The 22,020-nt window shown below is 55.7% G+C and carries 27 protein-coding genes, 1 tRNA gene and 1 pseudogene; 16 read left to right on the forward strand and 13 right to left on the reverse strand.

The window, feature by feature from the left end:
- The 3 genes and pseudogenes from porA to MVC73_RS06220 all read right to left on the reverse strand — a co-directional run.
- Positions 1 to 417: pseudogene (gene porA, locus MVC73_RS06210) on the reverse strand (pyruvate ferredoxin oxidoreductase); the annotation flags it as partial.
- A gap of 1 nt (position 418) precedes the next feature.
- The gene (locus MVC73_RS06215) at positions 419 to 745 is read right to left on the reverse strand and encodes a 3-methyl-2-oxobutanoate dehydrogenase subunit delta (protein ID WP_297508417.1); all 327 of its coding nucleotides are present in this window, start codon (positions 743 to 745) and stop codon (positions 419 to 421) included.
- A gap of 34 nt (positions 746 to 779) precedes the next feature.
- Positions 780 to 1,337 carry a pyruvate/ketoisovalerate ferredoxin oxidoreductase subunit gamma gene (locus tag MVC73_RS06220; RefSeq protein WP_297508513.1) on the reverse strand — a complete coding sequence of 186 codons (558 nt, stop codon included), beginning with the start codon at positions 1,335 to 1,337 and terminating at the stop codon, positions 780 to 782.
- 196 nt (positions 1,338 to 1,533) lie between these two features.
- On the opposite strand from MVC73_RS06220, the gene MVC73_RS06225 reads away from it, so the two are divergent.
- Entirely contained in the window at positions 1,534 to 2,496 is a 963-nt protein-coding gene (locus MVC73_RS06225) for an inorganic phosphate transporter (RefSeq protein ID WP_297508420.1), read from the forward strand.
- On the opposite strand, the gene hflX is transcribed toward MVC73_RS06225, so the two are convergent.
- Entirely contained in the window at positions 2,434 to 3,762 is a 1,329-nt protein-coding gene (gene hflX / locus MVC73_RS06230) for a GTPase HflX (protein WP_297508424.1), read from the reverse strand. The genes MVC73_RS06225 and hflX overlap by 63 nt on opposite strands.
- 109 nt (positions 3,763 to 3,871) lie before the next feature.
- Between hflX and MVC73_RS06235 the strand changes: the two genes are divergently transcribed.
- Positions 3,872 to 4,219, forward strand: coding sequence for a carboxymuconolactone decarboxylase family protein (locus MVC73_RS06235; RefSeq protein WP_297508516.1), 348 nt, complete (start codon positions 3,872 to 3,874; stop codon positions 4,217 to 4,219).
- Here MVC73_RS06235 and MVC73_RS06240 read toward each other — a convergent pair whose 3' ends face one another.
- Genes MVC73_RS06240 through MVC73_RS06250 form a run of 3 tightly spaced genes read right to left on the reverse strand, consistent with a single transcriptional unit; the run spans position 4,220 to position 6,216 of the window.
- A complete protein-coding gene (locus MVC73_RS06240; protein WP_297508519.1) occupies positions 4,220 to 4,555 on the reverse strand; it encodes a nascent polypeptide-associated complex protein in 336 nt (111 codons plus the stop codon). It abuts the gene before it with no gap.
- A gap of 48 nt (positions 4,556 to 4,603) precedes the next feature.
- Complete coding sequence (locus tag MVC73_RS06245; RefSeq protein ID WP_297508522.1) at positions 4,604 to 5,746, reverse strand: cation:proton antiporter; 1,143 nt, start codon at positions 5,744 to 5,746, stop codon at positions 4,604 to 4,606.
- Complete coding sequence (locus MVC73_RS06250; RefSeq protein WP_297508427.1) at positions 5,746 to 6,216, reverse strand: CBS domain-containing protein; 471 nt, start codon at positions 6,214 to 6,216, stop codon at positions 5,746 to 5,748. The genes MVC73_RS06245 and MVC73_RS06250 overlap by 1 nt, the downstream gene beginning before the upstream one ends.
- A 297-nt stretch (positions 6,217 to 6,513) precedes the next feature.
- On the opposite strand from MVC73_RS06250, the gene MVC73_RS06255 reads away from it, so the two are divergent.
- Together MVC73_RS06255 and MVC73_RS06260 are read left to right on the forward strand one after the other, a co-directional pair.
- On the forward strand, positions 6,514 to 6,756 hold the full coding sequence (locus tag MVC73_RS06255) for an AbrB/MazE/SpoVT family DNA-binding domain-containing protein (protein WP_297508430.1): 243 nt from the start codon (positions 6,514 to 6,516) through the stop codon (positions 6,754 to 6,756).
- Complete coding sequence (locus MVC73_RS06260; RefSeq protein WP_297508433.1) at positions 6,753 to 7,124, forward strand: type II toxin-antitoxin system VapC family toxin; 372 nt, start codon at positions 6,753 to 6,755, stop codon at positions 7,122 to 7,124. Before MVC73_RS06255 ends, MVC73_RS06260 begins: the two co-directional genes overlap by 4 nt.
- A gap of 1 nt (position 7,125) precedes the next feature.
- Here MVC73_RS06260 and MVC73_RS06265 read toward each other — a convergent pair whose 3' ends face one another.
- The 3 genes from MVC73_RS06265 to MVC73_RS06275 are packed head-to-tail and all read right to left on the reverse strand — an operon-like array spanning position 7,126 to position 9,372.
- Positions 7,126 to 8,154: a tetratricopeptide repeat protein gene (locus tag MVC73_RS06265; RefSeq protein WP_297508436.1), complete on the reverse strand. Its 1,029-nt coding sequence runs from the start codon at positions 8,152 to 8,154 to the stop codon at positions 7,126 to 7,128.
- The gene (gene otg / locus MVC73_RS06270; protein ID WP_297508440.1) at positions 8,142 to 8,666 is read right to left on the reverse strand and encodes a methylated-DNA--protein-cysteine methyltransferase; all 525 of its coding nucleotides are present in this window, start codon (positions 8,664 to 8,666) and stop codon (positions 8,142 to 8,144) included. Before otg ends, MVC73_RS06265 begins: the two co-directional genes overlap by 13 nt.
- Complete coding sequence (locus tag MVC73_RS06275; RefSeq protein ID WP_297508442.1) at positions 8,653 to 9,372, reverse strand: RNA methyltransferase; 720 nt, start codon at positions 9,370 to 9,372, stop codon at positions 8,653 to 8,655. Before MVC73_RS06275 ends, otg begins: the two co-directional genes overlap by 14 nt.
- Positions 9,373 to 9,427: 55 nt before the next feature.
- On the opposite strand from MVC73_RS06275, the gene MVC73_RS06280 reads away from it, so the two are divergent.
- The 9 genes from MVC73_RS06280 to MVC73_RS06320 all read left to right on the forward strand — a co-directional run bounded on the left by MVC73_RS06280 (position 9,428) and on the right by MVC73_RS06320 (position 15,929).
- Positions 9,428 to 9,802, forward strand: a complete 375-nt coding sequence (locus MVC73_RS06280; RefSeq protein ID WP_297508445.1) for a hypothetical protein — start codon at positions 9,428 to 9,430, stop codon at positions 9,800 to 9,802.
- 311 nt (positions 9,803 to 10,113) lie between these two features.
- Positions 10,114 to 10,380 carry a hypothetical protein gene (locus tag MVC73_RS06285; RefSeq protein WP_297508448.1) on the forward strand — a complete coding sequence of 89 codons (267 nt, stop codon included), beginning with the start codon at positions 10,114 to 10,116 and terminating at the stop codon, positions 10,378 to 10,380.
- A gap of 4 nt (positions 10,381 to 10,384) precedes the next feature.
- The gene (locus MVC73_RS06290; RefSeq protein WP_297508452.1) at positions 10,385 to 11,359 is read left to right on the forward strand and encodes a 2-dehydropantoate 2-reductase; all 975 of its coding nucleotides are present in this window, start codon (positions 10,385 to 10,387) and stop codon (positions 11,357 to 11,359) included.
- Positions 11,313 to 11,960, forward strand: a complete 648-nt coding sequence (locus tag MVC73_RS06295; protein WP_297508455.1) for a TIGR00153 family protein — start codon at positions 11,313 to 11,315, stop codon at positions 11,958 to 11,960. The genes MVC73_RS06290 and MVC73_RS06295 overlap by 47 nt, the downstream gene beginning before the upstream one ends.
- Positions 11,961 to 11,963: 3 nt before the next feature.
- Positions 11,964 to 12,878 (forward strand): hydroxyacid dehydrogenase, encoded by a 915-nt coding sequence (locus MVC73_RS06300; protein WP_297508458.1) that lies wholly within the window; start codon positions 11,964 to 11,966, stop codon positions 12,876 to 12,878.
- A gap of 54 nt (positions 12,879 to 12,932) precedes the next feature.
- A complete protein-coding gene (locus MVC73_RS06305) occupies positions 12,933 to 13,130 on the forward strand; it encodes a hypothetical protein (RefSeq protein WP_297508461.1) in 198 nt (65 codons plus the stop codon).
- 191 nt (positions 13,131 to 13,321) lie between these two features.
- Positions 13,322 to 13,399 (forward strand) — tRNA-Ala (locus MVC73_RS06310).
- Positions 13,400 to 13,451: 52 nt separating this feature from the next.
- The gene (locus MVC73_RS06315; protein WP_297508525.1) at positions 13,452 to 14,621 is read left to right on the forward strand and encodes a M20/M25/M40 family metallo-hydrolase; all 1,170 of its coding nucleotides are present in this window, start codon (positions 13,452 to 13,454) and stop codon (positions 14,619 to 14,621) included.
- Between the two features lie 30 nt (positions 14,622 to 14,651).
- On the forward strand, positions 14,652 to 15,929 hold the full coding sequence (locus MVC73_RS06320; RefSeq protein WP_297508464.1) for a phosphoadenosine phosphosulfate reductase family protein: 1,278 nt from the start codon (positions 14,652 to 14,654) through the stop codon (positions 15,927 to 15,929).
- Here MVC73_RS06320 and MVC73_RS06325 read toward each other — a convergent pair.
- The 3 genes from MVC73_RS06325 to MVC73_RS06335 are packed head-to-tail and all read right to left on the reverse strand — an operon-like array spanning position 15,897 to position 18,633.
- Positions 15,897 to 17,819 (reverse strand): S16 family serine protease, encoded by a 1,923-nt coding sequence (locus MVC73_RS06325; protein ID WP_297508467.1) that lies wholly within the window; start codon positions 17,817 to 17,819, stop codon positions 15,897 to 15,899. The two genes, MVC73_RS06320 and MVC73_RS06325, sit on opposite strands and share 33 nt — an antisense overlap.
- Before the next feature lie 57 nt (positions 17,820 to 17,876).
- Complete coding sequence (locus MVC73_RS06330) at positions 17,877 to 18,128, reverse strand: hypothetical protein (RefSeq protein ID WP_297508530.1); 252 nt, start codon at positions 18,126 to 18,128, stop codon at positions 17,877 to 17,879.
- Positions 18,121 to 18,633, reverse strand: a complete 513-nt coding sequence (locus tag MVC73_RS06335; RefSeq protein WP_297508470.1) for a metalloregulator ArsR/SmtB family transcription factor — start codon at positions 18,631 to 18,633, stop codon at positions 18,121 to 18,123. Before MVC73_RS06335 ends, MVC73_RS06330 begins: the two co-directional genes overlap by 8 nt.
- Before the next feature lie 73 nt (positions 18,634 to 18,706).
- Here MVC73_RS06335 and MVC73_RS06340 point away from each other — a divergent pair, with 73 nt between their 5' ends.
- From MVC73_RS06340 to MVC73_RS06350, 3 genes are read left to right on the forward strand one after another with little or no spacing between them, the layout of a single operon-like run.
- Positions 18,707 to 20,068 carry a TldD/PmbA family protein gene (locus tag MVC73_RS06340; RefSeq protein WP_297508473.1) on the forward strand — a complete coding sequence of 454 codons (1,362 nt, stop codon included), beginning with the start codon at positions 18,707 to 18,709 and terminating at the stop codon, positions 20,066 to 20,068.
- Between the two features lie 59 nt (positions 20,069 to 20,127).
- The gene (locus MVC73_RS06345) at positions 20,128 to 20,625 is read left to right on the forward strand and encodes a ferritin family protein (protein ID WP_297508476.1); all 498 of its coding nucleotides are present in this window, start codon (positions 20,128 to 20,130) and stop codon (positions 20,623 to 20,625) included.
- 31 nt (positions 20,626 to 20,656) lie between these two features.
- Positions 20,657 to 21,934, forward strand: coding sequence for a TldD/PmbA family protein (locus tag MVC73_RS06350; RefSeq protein ID WP_297508480.1), 1,278 nt, complete (start codon positions 20,657 to 20,659; stop codon positions 21,932 to 21,934).
- Positions 21,935 to 22,020 lie beyond the last annotated feature (86 nt).

Genomic DNA, 22,020 nt, shown 5'->3' on the forward strand with positions numbered 1-22,020 from the left:
GAACTGCATCCAGCCCGTGTCGCGCTGGGCCAAGCTGTCGGTCTGGTCGTCCCAGACGCTCCAGGGGGGAGCCATGGCACGGTTGACGTCAACCATAACTATCGGTAATCTCGCCCCGCTTGCCCAGTGGAGCATCTCGTGCATTAAAGCCAATCCCTGGGCGGCTGTAGCGGTGAAGGCCCTCGCCCCTGTTGCGGAGGCACCTATGGTTGCGGCCATAGCAGAGTGCTCGCTCTCGACCGGGACGTACTGGATGTCAGCCTCTCCGTTGGCTATGAACTCGGCTATCTTCTCGATGATGCTCGTCTGGGGCGTGATCGGGTAAGCGGCGACGACCTGAACGCGCGCATGCTTGACCGCGTATGCAGCGGCGTAGTTCCCGCTCACAACTTTTCTACTCGGCTTGTACTCGGCCATATCACTTCTCCTCCTTTTCCATCGTTATCGCGTTTGTCGGGCACTCGTTGGCGCAGATTCCGCAACCCTTACAGTAGTCGTAGTCCACAGCCACGTAACCGTCGGGCTTGATGTAGATTGCAGGCTCCGGACAGAACTTCCAGCAGATGTAGCACTTGACGCACTTCTCCTCGTTGATGACCGGCATGAAAGTTCTCCAGTCCCCGGTGAAGTTGCTTAACGTTGTTTCGAGACTTATGGGGGCCTCGGGATACTGCTCGACCGAGGTGAACACCAGCTTCCTCGCCTCGGTCTTTTTCTCCCCAAACAGGGTGTTCTCCAATCCCATCACCACCTTGGAATTTAAGGAAGGGAAGAGAAGATCAGAGCTCGTAAACGACGGTCTTGTTGTAGGCCTCTTCAGCTGCCCTGGCGTTCTTCTCTCCGAGGGCTCCGGAGAAGGTCTCCTTTATTGCCTCCAGGACGTACTTGAGTTCCACTATTCCGGTGGCCTTTGCAACCGCACCGAGGATTGCGGTGTTGGTAATCGGCAAACCGAGGACTTCGAGGGCTATGGTGGTGGCATCCACGAGTGCCAGCTTCGCCGGCTTCTTCTTGAGCTTCTCAAGGACTTCCTCCTTGCTCTTCTCGGTGTTGATAATGACGGTTCCTCCGTCCTTGAGGCCGGCGGTGACGTCAACGGTGTCGAGAAGACTCGGGTCGAGGACGACAACAATATCGGGCTCGTAAATCTGGGTCTTTATCCTTATCGGCTTGTCGTCTATCCTTGTGAAAGCTGTAACCGGCGCCCCACGCCTCTCAACGCCGAAGAAGGGAAACGCCTGGACGTATTTGCCCTGCTTGAAAGCGGCTGACGCCAAGATGTTCGCGGCTGTAACTGCACCCTGTCCACCCCTACCGTGAAAACGTATCTCAATCATCTTCCCTGCCTCCTTGGGGTTTTTCACCGTTAGTTAATCCGAAACATTTATTTAGGTTTCGGTAAGGCGTTAAGGAAGTCTAAGAGGGTATTTCTGGGTAAGAGTGAACGTTAAAATTCCACCGTGGGGTTCTCCGGCCATCGGTTCTCGAAAAATTTTTATATATAGACTATATAGCCATCTGGGAGGGAGGGACATGAACGGACTCGCGATTGCAATAATTGCAGTGGCCTTCTACATAGCTTGGAACATCGGCTCAAACGATTCCGCAAACGCTATGGGAACCGCCGTTGGCTCGGGGATACTCAGCTTCCGTCAGGCCACGCTCACGATAGCGATATTCGTCCTCCTAGGGGCCTATTTGAGGGGATACAAGGTCATGAAGACCGTTGGGGAGGGCATAGTGCCCCACGGTTACCTCACGATGGAGATGGCCCTCATAGCCCTCCTCTCGGCTGGTGTCTGGGTGACGATAGCGACAATAAAGGGCCTTCCCGTCTCGACCACCCAGTCGATAGTCGGGGGAGTTATAGGGGTGGGCCTCGCCACCCACGCGCCTGTGAACTGGTTCACACTCCTCAAGATAGCCGCTGCATGGGTAATCTCTCCCGTCCTCTCAGGAATTCTTGCGATGGTTCTCTACAAGTTCTACTCCCTTGTTATCTCCCGCATAAAGACCGTCTCAACAATCGAGGCCCTCTACAAGGCACTGGCAATACTCGGGGGCTCTTACATGGCCTTCAACTTCGGGACGAACGAAGTTGCGAACGCCTCCGGACCAATAGTCGGGGCGGGCTTCCTTGAGCCAAAGACCGCTGGAGTTTTAGTTGCCCTGAGCCTTGCAGTTGGCTCCCTTACTTTCAGCTACGCTGTTATGCACACGGTGGGGAGAAAGATAACCGCTCTCGGGCCTATCTCGGCTTTCTCGGCCCAGTTCGGCTCCGCGATAGCGGTGAGCTTAGCAAACGTCTTTGGCTTACCAGTTAGTTCAAGTCAGTCAATAGTTGGGGGCGTCGTAGGCGTTGGCCTTCTCGTCGGTCAGGGCGTAGACAGAAGGGTTGTTTTGGATATACTCTTCGGCTGGGTGGCGACGCCTCTAACCGCTGTAGGCATCTCCTACGTCCTTCTCAAAGTCTTCGCCTTTGCCGGGATGATTTGAGCGGGTGATTCTTGCTCCCTTCTTTATCAGCTCCCCAACCATTCCGGTCTGGATGTATGCCTTTATCCTCGTCGTCTTTCCGTAGTTAACGTCCAGAACCTCCCCAACGGAGTTTATGAAGGCCAGTATCTCCGGAACCAGAGGGGAATCGTCAACTTCAACCTCAAAGGTTCCGTACTTCGGCAGGGTGAGTATCAGACCCTCTAGGGCCGAGCGGAGTTCGTCGAGTTGCCCCTCCTTCGCGGAGGCCTTGACGACACCCGAAATCGGCAGGCCCATCTCCTCGGCGACCTTATCTATAAGCTCCGCCTTCGTTTCGGCGTCCTCGCGCTCAATCAGGTCTATCTTGTTAAGGACGACCAGTATGGGCTTTTCGAGGGCCTTGAGCTCCCTCAGAACCCTCATGGAAGCCAGAAACTTCCTCCTTATCTCCATCCACGGCTCGCTGGCGTCGAGGACGAGGAGGATTACGTCGGCCTTCACTATCTCCTCAAGGGTGGAGTGGAAGGCCTCCACTATGAAGGGTGGCAGGCCGTCTATGAAGCCGACGGTGTCCGTGGCGAGGGCCCTCTTAGTTCCCAGCCTGAAGCGCCTCGTCGTCGTGTCGAGGGTGGTGAACATCTGGTTCCTAGCTTCAACGCTCTCCCCGGCTAGAGCGTTAAGTAGCGTTGACTTTCCAGCGTTCGTGTATCCGGCCAGAGCTATGAGAACGAAACCGAGCTCTTCTCTCCTCTTCCTCTTCACGTCCCTGTCGGCCCTAACCTTTTCGAGTTCCTTCTTTATCCTCCCCATCCGGTAGCGTATGTGCTTCAGGTACTGCCTCGTCTGGTATTCGCCCATTCCCTTGAAGCCGGCCCTGTCGCCGAGCTTTATCCTCCTGATGGCCTCCTTGACGAAGGGAACTTCGTACTGGAGAGAAGCCAACTCAACCTGAAGCTTGGCCTCCCTTGAGTGAGCGCGCTTCTCGAATATCTCAAGGACCAGCTGCCAGCGGTCTATGACGTCCACCTTCAGCTCCTTCCACAGGTTGTAGGCCTGACTGGGGGTTAGCCTGTTGGCGAAGACGACCTTGTCGGGTTTCAGCTCCTCGACGAGTCTCTTAAGCTCCTCCAGCTTTCCCCTGCCGATATTGTACTTTGGATGCTCCTCTCGGTTCTGCTCGACTATTGCCAGAACCTCGTAGCCAGCACTCCTGAGAAGCTCCTCGAACTCCTCCCTGCTGGGCCTTTCCCTCCGCGACTTCCTTATGACGCCTATTGCCCTCATCGTTTTTTCATCTCAGGCGTGGTTTATAGCCTTTTGGAACCTCCGGTTTCCAACGTTGGGTTTTAGATAGGCCTTTAAGGGACTCTGAGAACTCCCTCTGGTGATCTGCATGGAGAACGGGGACGTTGAGGTCAAACTTAAGGAAATAGAGGAGCTCCTCGAAAGGCTTGGAAAACAACATCCCAAGGAGATATCGGCCTTCTCAAGGTTTCTCAGGGAAACCCTCGACAACAAGGCGCTAACGACGAGAGAAAAGGAACTGATAGCCCTCGCCCTTGGAATAGCGGCCGGCTGTGAATGGTGCATCTACCTCCACACCCAGAAGGCACTTGAGGCCGGGGCTAAGCCCGAGGAGCTTATAGAGGCCGGTCTTGTAGCAGTCCTGATGGCCGGTGGTCCAGCGCTTATGCACCTGATACCGCTCATGAAGGCCATAGAGAAGTTTAAGAAGGAGTGATCACTCCCCCGTCAGCTTGAGAATGGCCTCCGCTATGTCCCCTTTTGTTTCTTCCAGCGCTTTGAGTGCGGTTTCCCTGTCAACACCTGCCTGCTCCATGACGAGCTGAATGTCCTCCTCCGGGATTTTCAGGACTTCCCTGACCTCTTCGCTCCCCGGGACAATCTGGTAGCTCTTCTCTCCCTGAACGACCATGACGGTAACTGCAGGTTCTTTCAGGATTATCTCTTTACCCTCGAACCTCAGAACAACTTCCTTAACGCCCTCAAGCTCCTCCATCTTGATGCCCATCTGGCGCATCAGCCTCTTCATCTGCCTAGGGTTCATTCCCATCATCGTTACCACCGTCTTCACTCCTTCCCGAATCTTAAAAAGGTTGGGAAGCTAGGACTCGCCACCAAAGACGGCCTTCAGGAGGGTCGGGGTTATCAGCGTGCTCAGGAATATCATCAGGACTATCACAACGTAGGCGTCAGCCCCAACAATGCCCTCCTTCAGCGCTATGGCGAGCATGGCAAGCTCTACACCCATCCTCGGTATCATGCCGACGCCTATTCTCAGGGCTGACTTTGAGCCTAGGCCAGCTATCAACGCCCCAAGACCGCAACCTATGACCTTGCTGAGTATTGCGACGACGCTGAAGAGAAGCGCAAAGAGCCCAACTGATGAGAGGCCCTTCAGCGGGATATTCATGCCAACGTCTACGAAGAAGAGCGGGACGAAGAGGGAATGTGCAATCACCCTCGTGTGCTCGAATATCGGCTTCCTGAACTCCGTCTCGCTGAGTGCAAGGCCAAAGAGATAAGCCCCGAGGATAGATGCCAGGTTCATGTGCTCCGCTAAGTAAGCAAAGGCAAAGAGCGAGGCCATCGAGAGGGTAACCGTCGAGTCCGCGAAGCCTATCCTGACGACCTTTCTCAGGAGGTAGTCCATAATTCCGGGAACCGCGTAGACCATTAGGACAAGGAAGAGGAGAACCATCAGGAGTATCTCGGCTATTCCCACGGCCTTCACACCACCCTCCCCAAGGGCTGAGATAACGATGGTGAGGACGATGATGCCGAGTATGTCGTCCACTATCGCGGCGGTGAGTATCGTGTTGCCTTCAACCGTCTTTAGTTTATCCAGCTCCATGAGGACTCTAACGGTCAAACTAACGCTCGTTGGAGTTGTTAAAGCGCCGTACAGAAGGGCCTGCTGAAAGCCCTTGAAGGGGTACGCTATTCCAAAGCCCATCAAAAAAGCCACGAGGACGCCTATTCCGGCAACGGATAGACCAGCTTTCCCGGCCTCCTTGAGCTCATCGATACTGCTCTCCAGACCGGCCAGAAAGAGGAGCATGAGAACGCCTATCATTGAGATGTCCTTAACCTCCTCCGTCGGGGGCATGGCTATTCCGAGGAGTATTCCCCCGACTATCTGGCCGAGAACCACGGGCTGGTTTATTCTGGCAAAGATCCAGCCGAAGACCTCGGCAACGGCAAGCATGGCAGCTATGTAGAGTATCAACTCGGGCTCCACGACCATCACCGTGAGAATACCCTGAGGAGTCTTATGACGCTCTGGGCCGAGAAGGTTCCAACGACCTTCTTCTTCTCGACCACAGGGAACTGTCTCACTCCAGTTTCGAGCATCATTCCTAGAGCGTAGCCGAGGGTGTCCTTGGGCGACAGAGTTATCGGCCTCGGGTTCATTATCTCCTTTACCGGCCTGTCCCAGTCGAAATGGGCCTCCTTGAGGGCGTCCATACCCACGAGAACGTAATCCGTGGGCGGAACTATGAGGTTGATTATCTCGTCGACCGAGATGAAGCCGAGAAGCTTTCCGGCCTCGTCGGTAACGACGGCGCAGGTTCTGTGTTCGAGCCCCTTGATGAGGTCCTCAATCCTGTCATCGGGCGAAAGCCTGAGGAACTTCTCGTCCATAACGAGCTTCAGGGGCATCTTGGAGAGCTTGACGATGTTGAGCTTCGGCTTCTCCTCGTTCTCGCTGGCCACTCCTAACACCTCCGATTAGCCTGAATTAGGATTCAAAGTTTAAAACTTTTAGGGAGCCCATAAAAGGTTAGGTCATGTTAGTTCCCAAAAACTATCCAACGGTACTTAGATAAGCCCAGCCTCCCCAGAGTTGAGCTATTTCCACTAGCTGGGCTCTTTTCACTTATCCGGAGCGCTATGCTGAGAGAAAGGAAAAAAAGAACTGAAGAAAGAGCTAGAGGAGCTTAAGAACCAAGACGATGCGTACTGAGGAAGTTTTCCAAAAACTATTTAATTTCCAAAATCCTAATATCTACCATGACAGTGGAAGTCGTAAGACTCGATGATAATGGCAGACTCTATCTTCCGGCCAGCATCAGAAAGAAGCTTCGCTCCAGGGAATTCTACATCGAAGAGAGAAACGGGGAGATAGTCCTCGTTCCAGTAAGGAAGAAGATAGAAAAGTACTGGGGTATTTTCAAGGGCGAGAACCTGACCGCTGAGGAGATAGACAGGATAGCTGAGGAGGAAACCGAAAAGCTCCTGAGGGATGAGCTTTGAAGGTTTATGCAGACGTCAATGTGATCTACTATATCCTGACCGCAAACGAAGAGTTCGGAATTAGAGCTAAGGAGCTTGTTGAGGAGTACTACGGCCGGATGATTACATCTGCACTAACGGTCTGGCAGCTCCACGTCCTCCTCCGAAGAAAAGGTAATAACAGACCAGAGCTGACTAACATACTCTCTGAGCTGGGGATAAAAATCGTTCCCTTAACTCCAGAGATTCTGTCCGAAGCGGAGAAGTGCGGGCGACTTGACTTTGACGATGCCATCCACTATGCTACGATGAAAGCCCACAGGATAGACGTAATACTCTCAAACGACCGTGATTTTGACAAAATTAAGGAGATAAAAAGGGTCTTTTAGCTCACTCCCCCTTCTCCTCTGGGGACTTCGACGTTTCCTCATTGGCCTTTGTAATCCTCCGCCTGTACTCCTCGTACTTCCTCCTAGCTTCTTCGGCCTTCTCCTTCTCGCCGAGGTATTCGTAGGCTTCAGCCACGTGCTTCCACCACATCGGGTCTTCTTCAGCCTCTTTCAGGCAGTATTCGAGGAACTTCTGGTAGGCCTCCCTAGCGAGCTCCTCCATTCCAAGTTTGCGCGCTATGTTGCCGACGTCCTCCCAGAATACGCCTTCCTCTTCGGCTTCTTTCTGATAGTACTCAAGGGCCTTCAGCCAGGCCTCCCTCGCCTTCTCCTCGTTGCCTAACTCCTCGTAGAGCTTCGCCACGTCCTCCCAGAACCAGGGCTCTTCCTCGGCGTAGCGCTCCAAAGCCTTAGCTGCCCTCTCCATGTTTCCAGCCTTCTTCCAGTACTCGTGGGCCTCCTTGAGGTAGTAGGTGTCCTTCTCCTTCTCGTAAAGCTGCTCGTAGATTTCGGCTGCCTTCTCGTACTGGCCAGCCTTCTCGTAGGCCCACGCCGCGCTCTCAAGCCAGCCGAGCTTGAGGTACATCTCAGCCGCTTTCAGGTAGTTTCCGGCCTTCTCGTACTTCCTCGCTGCCTGCTTGTATTTCCCGGCTTTTTCGAGGCTTTCGGCGCTCTTGAAGCGGTCAACAAGGCCAAGGTCAGGCTCGCTGATGTACCAGATTCCGAAGGCGACCACTGCAATGAAGAAGACTATAATCCCTGCAACGACGTTGAGCTTCTGCCACGTGGCGCTGAGATAGAGGCCGTAGGCGCTTATTGCTGTGAAAATCGCCAGTAAAGTCCCATACTTCCAGCTCTCGGCGTAGAGGGTTAATGCCGTGAAGAAGCCGAGCATCAGGGTAACACCAAGGAACCCGAGGACGAGGATGACCTGGAGTAAAAGCCTCCATCCACCGTACCAGACTATACCCGCCGCTATGGCAAGAAGCACGATTATGAAACCTATAATGTAAGCCTTCAGTCTGTCCATTTCTTCACCCCCTCGACCTTTAGCAGGAACCTCTTCTCCTCGACTCCAGAGCTGTAGTTCCCTATGCCGTCCCTCGAAACAACTCGGTGGCACGGCACGACTATCGGATAAGGGTTCCTCCTCATCGCGCCCCCAATGGCCCTCGGGGACGTTCCAAGGGCCTTCGCAAGCGCACCATAGGTTATAACGGAACCTCTTTTAACGTTTTTCGTGAGCCACTCGTAAACGCGCCTCTCGAAGGGTGTAACGCCCTCGAAGGAGAGCTCCCCCAGCAGGTCGGCGTTTTCAAGCTCCCCGACGAGGACGCGGTAGACCATTTCAGGATAAAGGCTAGGCCTCACGTCCAGAGAGACTTCAACACCTCGCCTTTTGAGGAATTCCTCCCGTTCTCTTACCCTATCAAACAGAGTTTTCCTGTCGAAGGCAAAGCTTATCCCCTGAATCCTCCCCGAGAAAATTACCCCAATCCATACATCCCTGTCGAGAACCCTAAAGCGCTCAACGCTCAGCATCTTCGCATTCCTCCAGTTTAAGTCTGGCCCTCCTCAGGGGGCCAATAAGGGTGTGGACTTCCCTTCCGTACAGAACGGCCCTGCCAACGAAACGCCTGAAGACCTTGACGAAGACCTCCCTCCGCTCGGAATCCTTGGGGTAGTCCATGACCTCAAGGAGTTCCGCCCATGTCTTCACCAGATGCTCCTTCTCCTCCCTTGCTGCGGGTTTCAGTGCCTCAACCGCTGGCTCGGGCCTTTCCTTGGAGAGCTCGTAGAGGATTACCGCAACGGCTTGAGCTAAGTTCATAACTGGATAAGCCTCGCTTGTTGGTATCGTAACTGTGAAGTCGAGCCTTTCCAGTTCCTCGTTCTTCAGCCCGATGCTCTCCCGGCCAAAGAAGAGGCCAACGCTTCCAGAGTAGCCTTTCAGCGTCTCCCTCAGCTCCCAGGGCATCACCGGGGCCCTGGCTGGAATGTAGCCCCTTCCGGGCTTTCCCGTGGTGCCAACGGCCAGATCAAAGAGCTCCAGGGCCTCTTCGAAGCCTTCAAGGACGAGGGCCCTTTCGAGGACGTCGGTGGCGTGGACGGCGTAGCTGTAGCTCTCATCCGTCAGGTTCGGATTGATTAAGACTAGCCTTGAGAAGCCGAAGTTCTTCATGGTTCTCGCTACCATGCCTATGTTCGCCGGCCCCTCGGGCTCAACGAGAACAACTGAGAGGTTCATACGAAAGGATTTTAGGGGTGGCGATTAAAGGGTTTCCGGTGGAAGGATAAGGAGGGTGGAGCTCATACCGCTAACGTTGGGAGTCATAGCCCTCGCATACCCCCTGATGAGAATGCCGGTGAATAGGGTCATATACCTCCTCCCCTACGCCATCCTTACCCTGTTCTCGCTCAGGAGAAAGGCGCTCTTCTACGGCTCATCCTCCCTCGCCAGCTGGTCTTTCCTTGAGTGGGTTCTTACGGGGGATTACATGGCCTTGGTCGGGCTCGTCATGGCGCTGATTGCAATGCCACTGAGCTTCGGAAGCCAGAGGGTGAGGATGTGGGAGCGGGCCCTAAACCTCGTTCTGGCCGGGGTTATTGCTTACTTTTTCTCCCGAAAGCCTCGCCCTTTAGGGAGGGGATGCAGTAAACCACCCAACAGCCATTAAACCGTCGAAACCCTTTTAAGTTTCTGCAACTTAATAAGGCCTCGGAGAGGCCACTCAAGAGCAACCCGATGGGACGAGGGGTTTCACGTTACCACTCTGTCTTGGAGTGGTTTGACGCCGGAAGGCGTCTTAGAAAGACTGCCCATTGAGGCAGTCTGAGACTGATGAGTGGCCTTAAGCAATAACCCCAATCCGCTCTGCGGTAGGGGTAATGGGCACGAGACCGTGCCCTCGGGCTGAACCGAAACTGGCAACGGGAGTAGGATATGAGTGCCCGTAAACCTCTCCGAGCTTGGCGAGGGGTTAACTCGTTGGAACCCTCGCCGTTCACGGCGGGGAGGAGGTCAGATCTCCATTCCCTTCACCCCCTTGAGTTTAGGCTTATGGGGGTTCTGACGACGATTGCGATGCTCTCCGGCGACAGGGGAGTCTCCAGCGGTGGGGTTCTCATGGGTTCCGCTCTCCTTACGGGGATACCTTTGGCTTACATCAGCGACATAGAACCTACCATATTCTTCTCAGCCTCCGGCCTGCTACTTGTTTACTCCCTCCACCATCTTAGGAAGCTGCTGAGGTGATAGCGTGAAGGTTTACGTGCTCGGCGCTGGCTCGATAGGTTCCCTTTTCGGTGCCCTTCTCGCCAGAGCGGGTCACGACGTGACTCTGATTGGCAGGGAAGAGCACGTAAAGGCCGTGAGGGAGAGGGGACTAAAGATAACCGGCGTTGAGGAGTTCACGGTTTACCCCAAGGCTGAGATCTACGCCCCGGAGGAACCGCCCGATCTGCTCCTCCTCACCGTCAAGTCCTACTCGACAAAGACGGCCCTTGAATGCGCCAGGCACTGCATAGGAGAGAACACTTGGATACTCAGTTTACAGAACGGCCTCGGGAACGAGGAGCTTGCACTCAAGGTCACCGACAAGGTTATCGGCGGGGTGACGACGAACGGGGCCATGCTCACCGAGTGGGGAAAGGTTAGATGGACGGGAAGGGGAATAACGGTGATAGGGAAGTATCCGAAGGGGAAGCACAAGTTCGTTGAAAAAGTTGCAGAGACCTTCAGAAACGCCGGATTGGAGACAAAGCTTACCGAGAACGTTCTCGGGTGGAAGTGGGCAAAGGCCATAGTCAACTCCGTCATAAACGGTCTTGGAACCGTTTTAGAAGTCAAAAACGGCCTTCTCAGGGAAATCCCGGAACTTGAGGGGATATCCGTTGAGGTCGCGCGGGAGGGATGCATCGTCGCCCAGCAACTTGGAGTGGAGTTCGAGGTTCACCCCCTTGAGCTCCTCTGGGACACCATCGAGAGAACCCGGGAGAACTACAACTCAACTCTCCAGGACATAATGCGCGGGAAAAAGAGTGAGGTTGACTACATAAACGGCAAGATAGTTGAATACGCCTCCTCAATTGGTTTGGAGGCCCCGAGGAACGAGCTCCTATGGGTTCTCATAAAGGCGAAGGAAAAGCTAAATAGGGGTTCGGGCAATACCCAAGGGGGTGTGGAAGATGGCGCTGTTTGGAGGGAAGGAGAGCAACGTCTTCGAGGCAATTGAGAACCACCTTGAGGCCGTCAGGAAGACCCTTGAGAGCTTCAGAAAGCTTATGGAGGCTTACCTGAACGGCGACCTTGAGGGGGCCAAGGCCCTTGAGGAGGAGGTTTCAAAGCTGGAGAGCGAGGCCGACAACCTGAGGAGGAGCATAGAGCTGATGCTCTATGAAGGTGCCTTCCTCCCGGCGAGCAGGGGCGACTACGTCAGGCTGAGCGAGCTCGTTGATCAGGTGGCAGACGCCGCCGAGAGCGCCGCCCACGTGCTCATACTTGCCAAGCCAAAGGTTCCGGAGGAAATCAAGGATGGAATCATCGAACTGGTTGGCTCGGCGATAGAGACCTACGACGTCCTAATGGAGGCCGTGAAGGCCCTCAACAGGGATGTGGATGAAGCCCTCAAGCTCGCAAAGGAGACCGAAGACAGGGAGGAGAGGGCCGACGTCGTCGAATACCGCGTGAAGGCTGAGGTCTTTGAGAGTGAAACGATAACCACTTATGCCAAGCTCATCTGGAATCAGGTTCTCACGAAGATAGGCGACATAGCCGACCGCGCTGAGGACGCTTCAGACCAGGTCATGCTGATGGCGATAAAGAGGAGGGGATGATGGATGAAGGTGCTCGTTGCCGCGCCACTCCACGAGAAGGCGATAGAGGTTTTGAAAAAAGCCGGCTTTGAGGTCGTTTACGAGGAATACCCGGACGAAGAAAGGCTGATCGAGCTTGTAAAGGACGTGGACGCGATAATAGTGAGGAGCAAGCCCAAAGTTACCAGAAGGGTTATCGAGAGCGCGCCGAAGCTCAAGGTCATAGCGAGGGCCGGGGTTGGCCTCGACAACATAGATTTAGAAGCGGCCAAAGAGAGGGGCATCAAAGTCGTCAACAGCCCCGGGGCAAGCTCAAGGAGCGTGGCGGAGCTCGCCTTTGGCCTGCTCTTTGCAGTTGCCAGAAAGATAGCCTTCGCCGACAGGAAGATGAGGGAAGGCGTCTGGGCCAAGAAGCAGTGCATGGGCATCGAACTTGAAGGAAAGACCATCGGTATCGTCGGCTTCGGAAGGATAGGCTACCAGGTTGCAAAGATAGCCAACGCCTTCGGAATGAGGGTTCTCCTCTACGACCCGTATCCGAACGAGGAGCGAGCGAAAGAAGTTGGAGGGCAATTCGCCGACCTTGAGACCCTCCTCAGGGAGAGCGACGTCGTTACGCTCCACGTGCCCCTTGTGGACGCAACCTACCACATGATAAACGAGGAGAGGCTTAAGCTCATGAAGCCTACGGCGATACTCATCAACGCCGCTCGTGGGGCTGTTGTGGATACCAACGCCCTCGTCAAGGCCCTTGAGGAGGGCTGGATTGCAGGAGCCGGCCTCGACGTCTACGAGGAAGAACCCCTGCCGAAGGACCACCCGCTCACCAAGTTCGACAACGTTGTTTTGACGCCACACATCGGTGCATCAACCGTTGAGGCCCAGATGAGGGCGGGAGTTCAGGTTGCCGAGCAGATAGTCGAGATTCTGAAGGGCTGAGTTTTTTCTTTTCCCTTTTCTATCCCGAATAAAATTTCCAGTATGGTTATGGTGGTGAACTTTATTAAGAACTTCCTCATCACCAGAGACGTTATAGTCCGCTACGGCATCAGGAACGTCCGCGAGCTCAGGGAGGTTGCCTTCTATCTCTTCTCGAATTTTACAGGACGGTTCACATGCGGCAAGGGCTATGGAGCTCTTCCACCTGAGAAGTGGAACGCTGATAACATGGGACTACTCGGGCAAAATTGAAGCCGGAGGGAAGAGCACAGATGCGGTTCCGCTCTGGAAGTGGCTGCTGAAGGCAATCCCATCAGTTAATTGCCATTTCCTAGCTAAAATCTCCCAGTCCTCACCTGAAAATAAACTCAAATCTGTCCAACGATGAAGTCCCTCATACCAAAACTTTTTAAACCTCTCCCCGGTTCACTAATACCGGGTGCGGGCCGGTAGCTCAGCCTGGTACGAGCGCCGCCCTCGCAAGGCGGAGGCCGCGGGTTCAAATCCCGCCCGGTCCACCACAATTCTGGACAAAGCTTTAAGCCCTAATTCCTACCTTTTCCGGTGTTGCTCATGGACGAGTTCGAGCTTTTGAAGGCCCTTGTCTCGATAGAGTCGCCCTTCGGGAACGAGGGGAAAATCTCGGATTTCATAGCGGCTATTCTGGAGGAGAACGGCTTCGACGTCGAGAGGGTTCCCGTTGAGGGTTTCGGGGACGACATCGTCTCTTACCTGAAGGGAAAGGGCCCCACCGTCGTCCTCAACGGCCACATGGACACCGTCCACATCTCAGGGGGATGGACGAGGAACCCGGGGGGCGAGCTTGTGGGTGACAGGTTTTACGGCCTCGGGAGTGCCGACATGAAAGGTGGCCTTGCCGTCCTCCTGAGCGTCTTCATCGAGCTGGGGGAGCTGTCTAAGAAGGAGAGGCCCAACGTAATATTCACTGCTGTAAGTGACGAGGAGGGCTTCTCCAGGGGGACGTGGGAGCTCATAAAGAGCGGGAAGCTGAGGGACAGCGACCTAGTCCTGATAGCCGAGCCGACCAACGAAAGGCTCATGCTGGGGGCAAGGGGCAGGTTTGTGGTTAAGGTCAGCGCAAGGGGAAAGAAGGCCCACGCCGCGAGGCCGTGGATGGGTATAAACGCCATCGAGGAGCTGGCCCGTCTTGTTTCCAACCTTGAGAGAATCAGGATGAAGAGACACCCGAAGCTCGGCAGGGGTTCCTACTGCACCCTCGCGTTCTCCGGCGAGGCCGACGGGCTAAGCGTTCCGGATGGCGCAGTCGCGGTAATTGACAGGCATACCGTTGTCGGCGAGGACTGGGAGAAGGTTAAGGGGGAACTCCAGAACCTCGCGGAAAGGCTTTCACTGGGGGCCGAGCTAGAGGTTGAGAAGTTCCCGCGCCCGACCCCGGAGATGCTCCCCTACACCGTGAGAGAAAACGGCAGGTTCGTGAGGCTCTTCAAGCGCGTTCACTCGGGGCTCTTCGGGGAGGCACCGAACATAACCTACGGCCAGAGCGTTGGGGACTTCAATTACTTCGCGACCTATCTGGGGAAGCCAACCCTCGTCTACGGGCCGAGGGGAGGCAACTGGCACGCGAGCGACGAGTGGGTGAGCGTCCCCTCCCTCAGAAGGGTCAGGGCCTTCTATTCGGCCTATCTGAGGGCACTGGTTAGGCCTCGGGAGCCGGTTCTCCTCACCGCTCGGGGCAGGGAGTTCTCCTCATCGGCCGGGTAGGGTTTTTAAGGTCTCCTCTTAATCCTTTCCATGTTCGCCCTGATAGCCCGGGCCAGAAAGGACGCGAAGGCCCTCCAGTACATAAACGAGAGGAACTACGGTGGCTTCCTCAGTGTTGAGAGCCTTGGCGGTGGGAGAAGGGGCGAGGAAGTCATTGATAACCTTGAGGAGATACTCAGAGGCCCATACGTCCCCGTTCTGCTCCTTGGCGAGAAGGAGAGGGGGCTTATGGACGAGCTCCTACCTCTTATGAGGGAGAGCGGAAAGCCCTTCTACGCGAGACTCCTGAGAACCAAGAGGGTCAGGAACATGCGCGTTGACGAGCTCTACGCCCACATAGAGGAGATAAAGGCCCGCTTCAGGCTTGGAATCGAGTGGAGAAATGCCTACGCCCTCAACCCGGAGAACCCCTTCGGGATTGATATTAACCCCGATTACGACATCTATCTGGCCATCGGCGAGGGCTTTAGGAAGTCCATGAGGGAAATCCTCGACGTCGAGCTCGGGGAGAACTCACTCGTCCTGAGGAAGCTATTAAATCAGGAAGTCTATTTCTCCGGCCCGAACAGGGTAGCTGAGGTGAGCAAAAGACTGGGCTCTCCAACGGAAGTCCTCTGGAGGTGTCCCTGCGTTGAAGACGTCCCCCTTGAGCTTATCATCTCCGAGAACAGGGGTTACGTGGAGGCCTTTGCCCGGGCCAGTAAGGCCTTCCTTGAGCGCTTTAGGGGGCACGACGTAATCGTTCCGTGGAGCGGTGGAAAGGACTCAACGGCAGCTCTGGTTCTCGCCAAAGAGGTCTTTGGTAAGGTCACCGCCGTTTACGTCAGGATGGAATACGAGATGCCCCTGACCGACGATTACGTTGAAAGGCTCGCGAAAAAGCTCGGCGTGGAGCTGATAAGGGTCGACGTCCCGATGCCGGTAGAGCGCTACGGTATGCCGACGCACTCGAACAGGTGGTGCACGAGGAAAAAGGTTGAGGCCCTCTACGGCGTTGCGAGCGAGTTTGAAGACCCAATCCTCGTCGTCGGGGACAGGGACGGGGAGAGCATGAGGAGGAGGCTCAAGCCACCGGTCGTCGAGAGGAAAACGCCCTTCGGGGTCTTCAGGGAGGTAATGCCGGTTAAGTTCTGGAGCGGGATGATGGTTCAGCTGTTCCTCCTCTTAAGGGGAATAGAACTGCATCCCCTCTACTACGAGGGCTTCTACAGGCTGGGGTGCACGATTTGCCCGAGTCTGGCCCAGTGGGAGGTGGAGCTGTTAAAAAGGAGAGGGTTAGAGCCTTCTCCCCACCCCGAGTCCGGCTAAAAACGCCACCAGAACAACTATCCCGAGAACGCCGTATTCAATTCCGCCTTTCGGCTTTTCCACCGTTGTGGTGTTCATCGTTTCAGTCGGTATGACTATCTGGGGCACCGTTCCCGTCTCGGTCTTTGTCCCCTCCGGCCGGCTCGGCCTTGTGTTGAGGAATAGGTTGGCGGTTTCCTTGGCGTAGGCGTAGAAGGTCATCGCGTTCTGCAGGTTGTCGAGGCTTTTGTTCTCCGTTGCCAGCTTCTCAAAGCTCTCGGCGAACTCGTAGTAGGCTATCGCGAGGATTGGGGTTATCCCGTTTTCCTCGGCTATTCCTATTGACGTCCTCGCGTCCTCCTTCAGTATGTTCATCTTGTCAACTAGAACTGTCCAGTTGGTTATCCCAAGGGTGTCGAGAAAGACCTCCCCCTGAACCCTCGCCTGCATTGCCGTGAAGAGCGCAGCTGAGTACTTGCCGTCGTCGTAGTACTCCTGGGCCTTCTCTATCGTGTCCGTGAGGTCGTTTCCGAGGACGTTGCCGTACATGGACTCGATGTAGGCGACGATTAGGCTGGACTCGTCTATGTAGTCCCGGGCGGTTACCTTGACGACATCCCTGCTTATTGGTTTTCCCTTCGCAAAGCGCTTCCCGAGCCGGGTCCAGAAGAGCGCCGTCTTGGCCCTCTCGTAGGCGTAGGCGGCCTCGCCTATGGCGTCCCAGTACTGGCCGGAGTAGTAGTACTTCCACGCCTGCTCAAGGGAGCTCTTCGCGTCCTCAATCCTCTCCTCAGCGGCTGCAACTGCCTGGAGCATCGTCACGCCCTGTATCGTCTGGTTCTCGACGAACTCCTCGGTAGAGTTTATCTCGGCCCTCACCTTGAAAAGGAGCGCCTGAACGTCCTCCTTGGTGTTGGTCGAGAGGTACCAGTCAACGTGCCTTATGATTATCCTCGCCTGGAAGTCCCTGCTGAGTGCCGTGTAGTACATCCCCTCGTTTATGGCCTCCTTCGACTGGTTGAGTAGCTTCCCGGCGTTTTCCAGAGCGGCCATTAGGAGGCTGTAAGTGTCGTAGCCGACGTTGCTCTCCTTCAGGGCCTTGAGGACGTTCTCGTAGTAGGAGGTGGTGTTCCTGTAGTCCTTCTCGGCGTCCTCCTTCAGGAAGGATGTGTCTATCTTGACGTTCTGGGGTGCCTCTGGCTTGGGAATCCTATGGCCGGTGAAGTAGTAGACCGCCTGATAGATGTCCTTGACCTCGACCACCTGAAGTCCCCAGCGCTCCTTGGCGTACTTCACGACATCTACGGGAGTCGTCCGGGTGTTTATCTCAATGACACCGCCTATCTCCTTCTTCTCCGTCTTCTGGACGTACTGGACGCGCTGGCCTTCGGGAATCAGGAAGAGCTTCGCCCCCGCCTCATGGGCTGCTGATGCCTTCTCCAGAATTCCGCCGACCGGCCCTATCGTCCCGTCCGGGTTTATCATCCCAGTCATCATGACCTTCGGGTTGACGCTCCACCCCTTAAGGGCCGCTATTATGCCGACGGTCATCGTTCCACCCGCTGAAGGCCCTCCTATGATGCTAGTGTTTGCCCTGACCTGAATGAAGACGTCGTATTTGCTCATGTCAACTCCGAGAACCCTTCCCGCGACCTGTGCGGCGAGCCTCGCGCTGGCCTGCATGTCAACCTGTGCCAGTGGCCACGTCTCTATGTACACGTGACCGCTCCCCGGGGCGACGGTTATGACGAACTCCGTGACGACACCGGTGAGCTCGCCGGTTGAGGTCTTTGCAACAGCCGGTGCGTGCATGATGACGGTGTGTCCCTCGCTCGGGCACTGGGCGAGCACTGGAGTCGCTACCGGCAGGAGTAGCAGAATCGCCGTTATGAGGACCGCTACCCTTCTCATCCTTCCACCCCTCTTGGTAGGGGGTGAGCCTCATAAAGCGTTTTTGGTTCAACTCTTTTATCGCCTCCACAGGGCGAGGAAGAAGAGCAACAGGACGATGGCCTCCAGAGCGTCCACCACAAGGCCGGCTTCCCTCTCAAGCCCCGTTCTTGTTGACAGCTCGATTGCCTTCTTGACCGCAAGCAGGAGGAAGGCGAGGAGCAGGTAAAGGGTCGCCTTCAGGTGGCTCTTTCTGTATGCTATGTATGAAACCGCGACCAGTGCGAGCGCGAGCAGTATGACCAGCAGGCCCACGAGGACGTCAATCATCTCCACCACCCATCCCCGCGAGGATGTCCACAAGGCTGTCGGCGAGCCTCTCCCACAGGCTTGGCCTGTACTCTCTGATTACCCTGACGAGCATCTCCGGGTCGTACTTGAGGCGGTACGTAATGCTCTTTCCGTTTCTCACTCCCTCAACTACGCCCAGCTTTTCAAGTTCCCTCATGTGGTAGCTCACCGTCGGCTGGCTCACTCCCAGGGCCTCGGCGATTTCTCCCTGGCTCATCGGTCGCTCAAGGAGCAGGAGGAGTATTCTCCTCCGGGTTTCGGTGGCTATCGCAACTATCAGCCTCTGGGCATCTTCCTCAAGTCCGGCGGGGAATATGTAGCGCCTTCTCCCTATCCTTTTTGAGAACACCTTTCCCTCGGCTTCGAGCTTCCGGAGGTGGTACTGGAGGTCGCCTATGCCAAGCCCGAGTTCCCTCGCCAGCTCCCTGAAAGTTATCCCGGGCTTTCCCCTGATGAAGTTGAGTATCTCGTCCCTCCGCTCCATCTTCCGCCCCTTAAACCCTGTGGTGCAACCATCTATGGCAATCCATATAAGCCCTTCCCTTTTATGCCCTGCGGTGGGAGTGGTGGAGCTCTTCAGGTTCGCCGAAAGGCTCGCGGAAAGGTACGGGATTGAATACTACGAAATCAGGCTCATGAAGATCTCATCAACGAGGCTCTCGATGGAGAACGGCCAGCTGGACGAACTCTCCCAGAACGGCGAGACCGGAATAGGAGTTAGGGCCTTCAACGGGGCATGGGGCTTTTCTAGTGCCAACGACATGAAGAGGGCCGAGAAGGCCGTCGAGACGGCTTTTAAGATAGCCAAACTCTCCAGGGGGGAGGCGAAGATATATCTCGGCGACCCCGTTGAGGACGAGGCCGAGATTAAGGTGGAAAAACCCTTCACCGACGTGGACATCTCCGAAAAGCTCGCCCTTCTGCGGGAAGTTGATGGCCTACTTGGGGGAACTTCGAGCAGGTCTGCTGGCTACGCGGATTCCCTAGTTGAGACCATCTACGTTAACTCCCTCGGGAGCGAGATAAGGACGAGGGTTCCGAGGATAGCCCTCCGCTTCTCCGTTACAGTTAGGGGAAACGGCGACATGCAGACCTACTGGAAGACCTTCGGGGGAACCCTCGGCTGGGAGCTAATCGAGGGCATCGACTTACCTTACTGGACTTCCCTCGTAAAGGAGAAGGCCCGGCAACTGTTGAAGGCGAGAAGTCCTCCCTCTGGAGAGTTCGAGGTCATAATGGACCCCGAACTGACGGGGGTTTTCATCCACGAGGCTTTGGGACACGCCGTCGAGGCCGACCTCGTGAAGAACGGGGACAGCATTCTCGCTGGAAAGCTCGGGGAGCGGGTAGCTGTTGAGGGGCTTACGGTTGTGGACGACCCAACGCTCAGGGGCAAGTTTGGCTCCTACATCTACGATGACGAGGGCGTTAAGGCGAAGCGCGTCGAGATAATAAAGGACGGGGTTCTCGTTACGTACCTCAACGACCGCGAAACCTCGGCCCACTTCGGCCTTGAACCGAACGGCCACGCCAGAGCTCAGAGCTACGCGCACCAGCCCCTCGTGAGGATGGGGAACACCTACGTTGAAAGGGGTAGCTGGAGCCTTGAGGAAATGCTGGAAGAAGTGAAGAACGGCCTCTACATGGTCGGCGACAAGGGTGGCCAAGTTGATACCGCCGGCGGAACTTTCACCTTCGGGGCCAAGGAGGACTACCTGATAAGGAACGGGGAGATAGCAGAGATGGTCAGGGACGTTGCTCTCTCGGGGAAGACCCTCGAAGTCCTCAGGCGGATAAAGGCCGTTGGGAAGGACGTTAGGGTCGAGTTCCCCGGCTACTGCGGAAAGGGGCAGAGCGTCCCGGTTGACGACGGCGGGCCACACATCCTCACGAGGGCGCTCGTCGGGGGAACCCGCTGAGCGTTCGCGTAAGAAACCTGTATATAGGTCAAAGTTCTACTTTTTAATAGGTGAGGTTAATGGCCATTGAGGTTGACATTATTCAAGATGTGGAGACCTTCCTCAGGAACCTCAACGGTTACGAGCTCCTCAGCTATGCGATATGCAACGAGGAATGCGGAGCTGAGACCTACGAGTGGCTCGCCGGGAAGACCGAGGGGCCGGTCTCGGAGGAGCTGGAGAGATTAGCTAAGGAGAAGAGGAAGCACGCAGTTCAGATGAGACAGCTCTTCGAGGAGCTCTACCCCGGACTGGAACCCCTTGACTTCAACGCGCCACCCCTCGATGCCCTCCCGCTGTGCTGTGAGCTGATGAAGGCGAAGGACATCGAGGATGCCCTCGCAATAGCCCTCCTCTCGGAGTCCATAGCGAGGGACGTCTATAAGAAGCTCCAGAGGATGAGCAAAGACGAAAAGGTGGCAGGGCTCTTCGCCCGCCTGGCGGGGATAAAAGAGGAATCCTACAGGAGGCTCCTCAAGCTCTACGAGTCCTTCTCGGGGAAGTCGAAGACCTTTTAAAGCCTTCCCCCGAGTCAACGCGGGTGCAGGGATGATAGATGAGCTCATCTCACTGCTGGAGCGGAGAGATGTTGAGTGGGAAATTTACTGGGAAAAGGGGCGGAGCGGTTCCTTCGGGATAGAGCGCGAGAACCTTGAGCGCTCCCAGAGGAAGTTCTACTCGGGCGTTGGCCTCAGGATGGGCTATAAAGGAAAGCTCGGCTTCTCATACATCACCGGTCTTACCCACGATAGGGGAACCCTTGAGAGGTTCGTTGAGAGGACCATAAAGCTCGCCAGAGTAAGTGAAGTCCCTTTCAAAGGTTTTCCGGTTCCCTCCAATGTTCCGGGGGTTAAGGGACTCTACGACAGGAAGATAGACGAGATGCCATTTGAGGAAGCCCACTCTATGGCCCTTGAGGTCGCTTCCCTCATGCGCTCTGTGAAAGCCGATGATGAGACCCTCTCCGGTTCCATCTCCTTCGCGGTCTCCAGCGAGGGCGTCGTCAACTCCAACGGCGTCGAGCTTGAGACGAGAACGACAGGGATGGGGGTTTACATCTACGCCGTTAAGGGAACCGGAACCGGCTCTTTCCACCAGACCTACAGGTCTCTCCAGCCTTTGGAGGAAATCGAGATGGGAATAACCAGAGCCAGGGAAGATGCGAGGCTCAGCGGTATGGCGAAGAGGCTTGAACCCTTCAGGGGAGAGCTTGTGCTTGAGCCGGAGGCTTTCGAGTCCCTCCTCTGGCTCTTCCTTGAGAACGTCTTCGGGGACACGGTTTACCACAGGAGAAGTCGCTTCTCCGAGACGGGGGTAGAGGTTGGTGGAGAGGCTTTCACCCTTGAGGACGATTCAACTCTCGACGGTCTTCCCGGGAGCTACCCCTTCGACGGTGAAGGCAGTCCCGGGCAGAGAACAGTCGTTGTTGAGAACGGAGTTTTGAGGTCGTTCCTCCTCGACCACACCCTCGCGTCCTTTCTGGGAATGGAGAGCACGGGCAACGCCCTCAGGAGCTTCCGCTCGGTTCCGAGGATAGGGACGAGCAACGTCGTCGTTGGCACGGGAGACCTCGATCTGGAGGACTTCGAGGGGGTGGTCATCAAAGACACCCTCGGCGCCCACACGGCCAACCCGGTGAGCGGGGACTTTTCTCTAACCGTCTCCCTGGGTTACCTCCTCAGGGACGGTGAGCCAAGGCCCTTCAGGGACAACATGCTCTCCGGCAACGTCTTCGAGCTACTGAGGACAATCAAACCCGGAAAGAGGGCCGAGAGGAGGGGCTCTTTCATCTCCCCGAGGGTTCTTGTGGAGGCCGTCCTTGTGTAACCCTCTACGGAAAGGTTAGCGGAAGAACTCTTGTCCTCACGGAAAAGCGTCCTCCGGGGAGAGGTGCTACTCCTCCCAATCCTCTT

The organism is Thermococcus sp. (assembly GCF_027052235.1).
Taxonomy (GTDB): Archaea; Methanobacteriota_B; Thermococci; order Thermococcales; family Thermococcaceae; genus Thermococcus.

What these genes read in the sequence shown, in the direction of transcription:
- MVC73_RS06215 (WP_297508417.1), bottom strand. Translation starts at nt 745, where the DNA reads ATGGGATTGGAGAACACCCTGTTTGGGGAGAAAAAGACCGAGGCGAGG.
- MVC73_RS06220 (WP_297508513.1), bottom strand. Translation starts at nt 1,337, where the DNA reads ATGATTGAGATACGTTTTCACGGTAGGGGTGGACAGGGTGCAGTTACA.
- MVC73_RS06225 (WP_297508420.1), top strand. Translation starts at nt 1,534, where the DNA reads ATGAACGGACTCGCGATTGCAATAATTGCAGTGGCCTTCTACATAGCT.
- hflX (WP_297508424.1), bottom strand. Translation starts at nt 3,762, where the DNA reads ATGAGGGCAATAGGCGTCATAAGGAAGTCGCGGAGGGAAAGGCCCAGC.
- MVC73_RS06235 (WP_297508516.1), top strand. Translation starts at nt 3,872, where the DNA reads ATGGAGAACGGGGACGTTGAGGTCAAACTTAAGGAAATAGAGGAGCTC.
- MVC73_RS06240 (WP_297508519.1), bottom strand. Translation starts at nt 4,555, where the DNA reads ATGATGGGAATGAACCCTAGGCAGATGAAGAGGCTGATGCGCCAGATG.
- MVC73_RS06245 (WP_297508522.1), bottom strand. Translation starts at nt 5,746, where the DNA reads ATGGTCGTGGAGCCCGAGTTGATACTCTACATAGCTGCCATGCTTGCC.
- MVC73_RS06255 (WP_297508430.1), top strand. Translation starts at nt 6,514, where the DNA reads ATGACAGTGGAAGTCGTAAGACTCGATGATAATGGCAGACTCTATCTT.
- MVC73_RS06265 (WP_297508436.1), bottom strand. Translation starts at nt 8,154, where the DNA reads ATGGACAGACTGAAGGCTTACATTATAGGTTTCATAATCGTGCTTCTT.
- otg (WP_297508440.1), bottom strand. Translation starts at nt 8,666, where the DNA reads ATGCTGAGCGTTGAGCGCTTTAGGGTTCTCGACAGGGATGTATGGATT.
- MVC73_RS06275 (WP_297508442.1), bottom strand. Translation starts at nt 9,372, where the DNA reads ATGAACCTCTCAGTTGTTCTCGTTGAGCCCGAGGGGCCGGCGAACATA.
- MVC73_RS06295 (WP_297508455.1), top strand. Translation starts at nt 11,313, where the DNA reads ATGGCGCTGTTTGGAGGGAAGGAGAGCAACGTCTTCGAGGCAATTGAG.
- MVC73_RS06300 (WP_297508458.1), top strand. Translation starts at nt 11,964, where the DNA reads ATGAAGGTGCTCGTTGCCGCGCCACTCCACGAGAAGGCGATAGAGGTT.
- MVC73_RS06315 (WP_297508525.1), top strand. Translation starts at nt 13,452, where the DNA reads ATGGACGAGTTCGAGCTTTTGAAGGCCCTTGTCTCGATAGAGTCGCCC.
- MVC73_RS06320 (WP_297508464.1), top strand. Translation starts at nt 14,652, where the DNA reads ATGTTCGCCCTGATAGCCCGGGCCAGAAAGGACGCGAAGGCCCTCCAG.
- MVC73_RS06325 (WP_297508467.1), bottom strand. Translation starts at nt 17,819, where the DNA reads ATGAGAAGGGTAGCGGTCCTCATAACGGCGATTCTGCTACTCCTGCCG.
- MVC73_RS06330 (WP_297508530.1), bottom strand. Translation starts at nt 18,128, where the DNA reads ATGATTGACGTCCTCGTGGGCCTGCTGGTCATACTGCTCGCGCTCGCA.
- MVC73_RS06335 (WP_297508470.1), bottom strand. Translation starts at nt 18,633, where the DNA reads ATGGAGCGGAGGGACGAGATACTCAACTTCATCAGGGGAAAGCCCGGG.
- MVC73_RS06345 (WP_297508476.1), top strand. Translation starts at nt 20,128, where the DNA reads ATGGCCATTGAGGTTGACATTATTCAAGATGTGGAGACCTTCCTCAGG.
- MVC73_RS06350 (WP_297508480.1), top strand. Translation starts at nt 20,657, where the DNA reads ATGATAGATGAGCTCATCTCACTGCTGGAGCGGAGAGATGTTGAGTGG.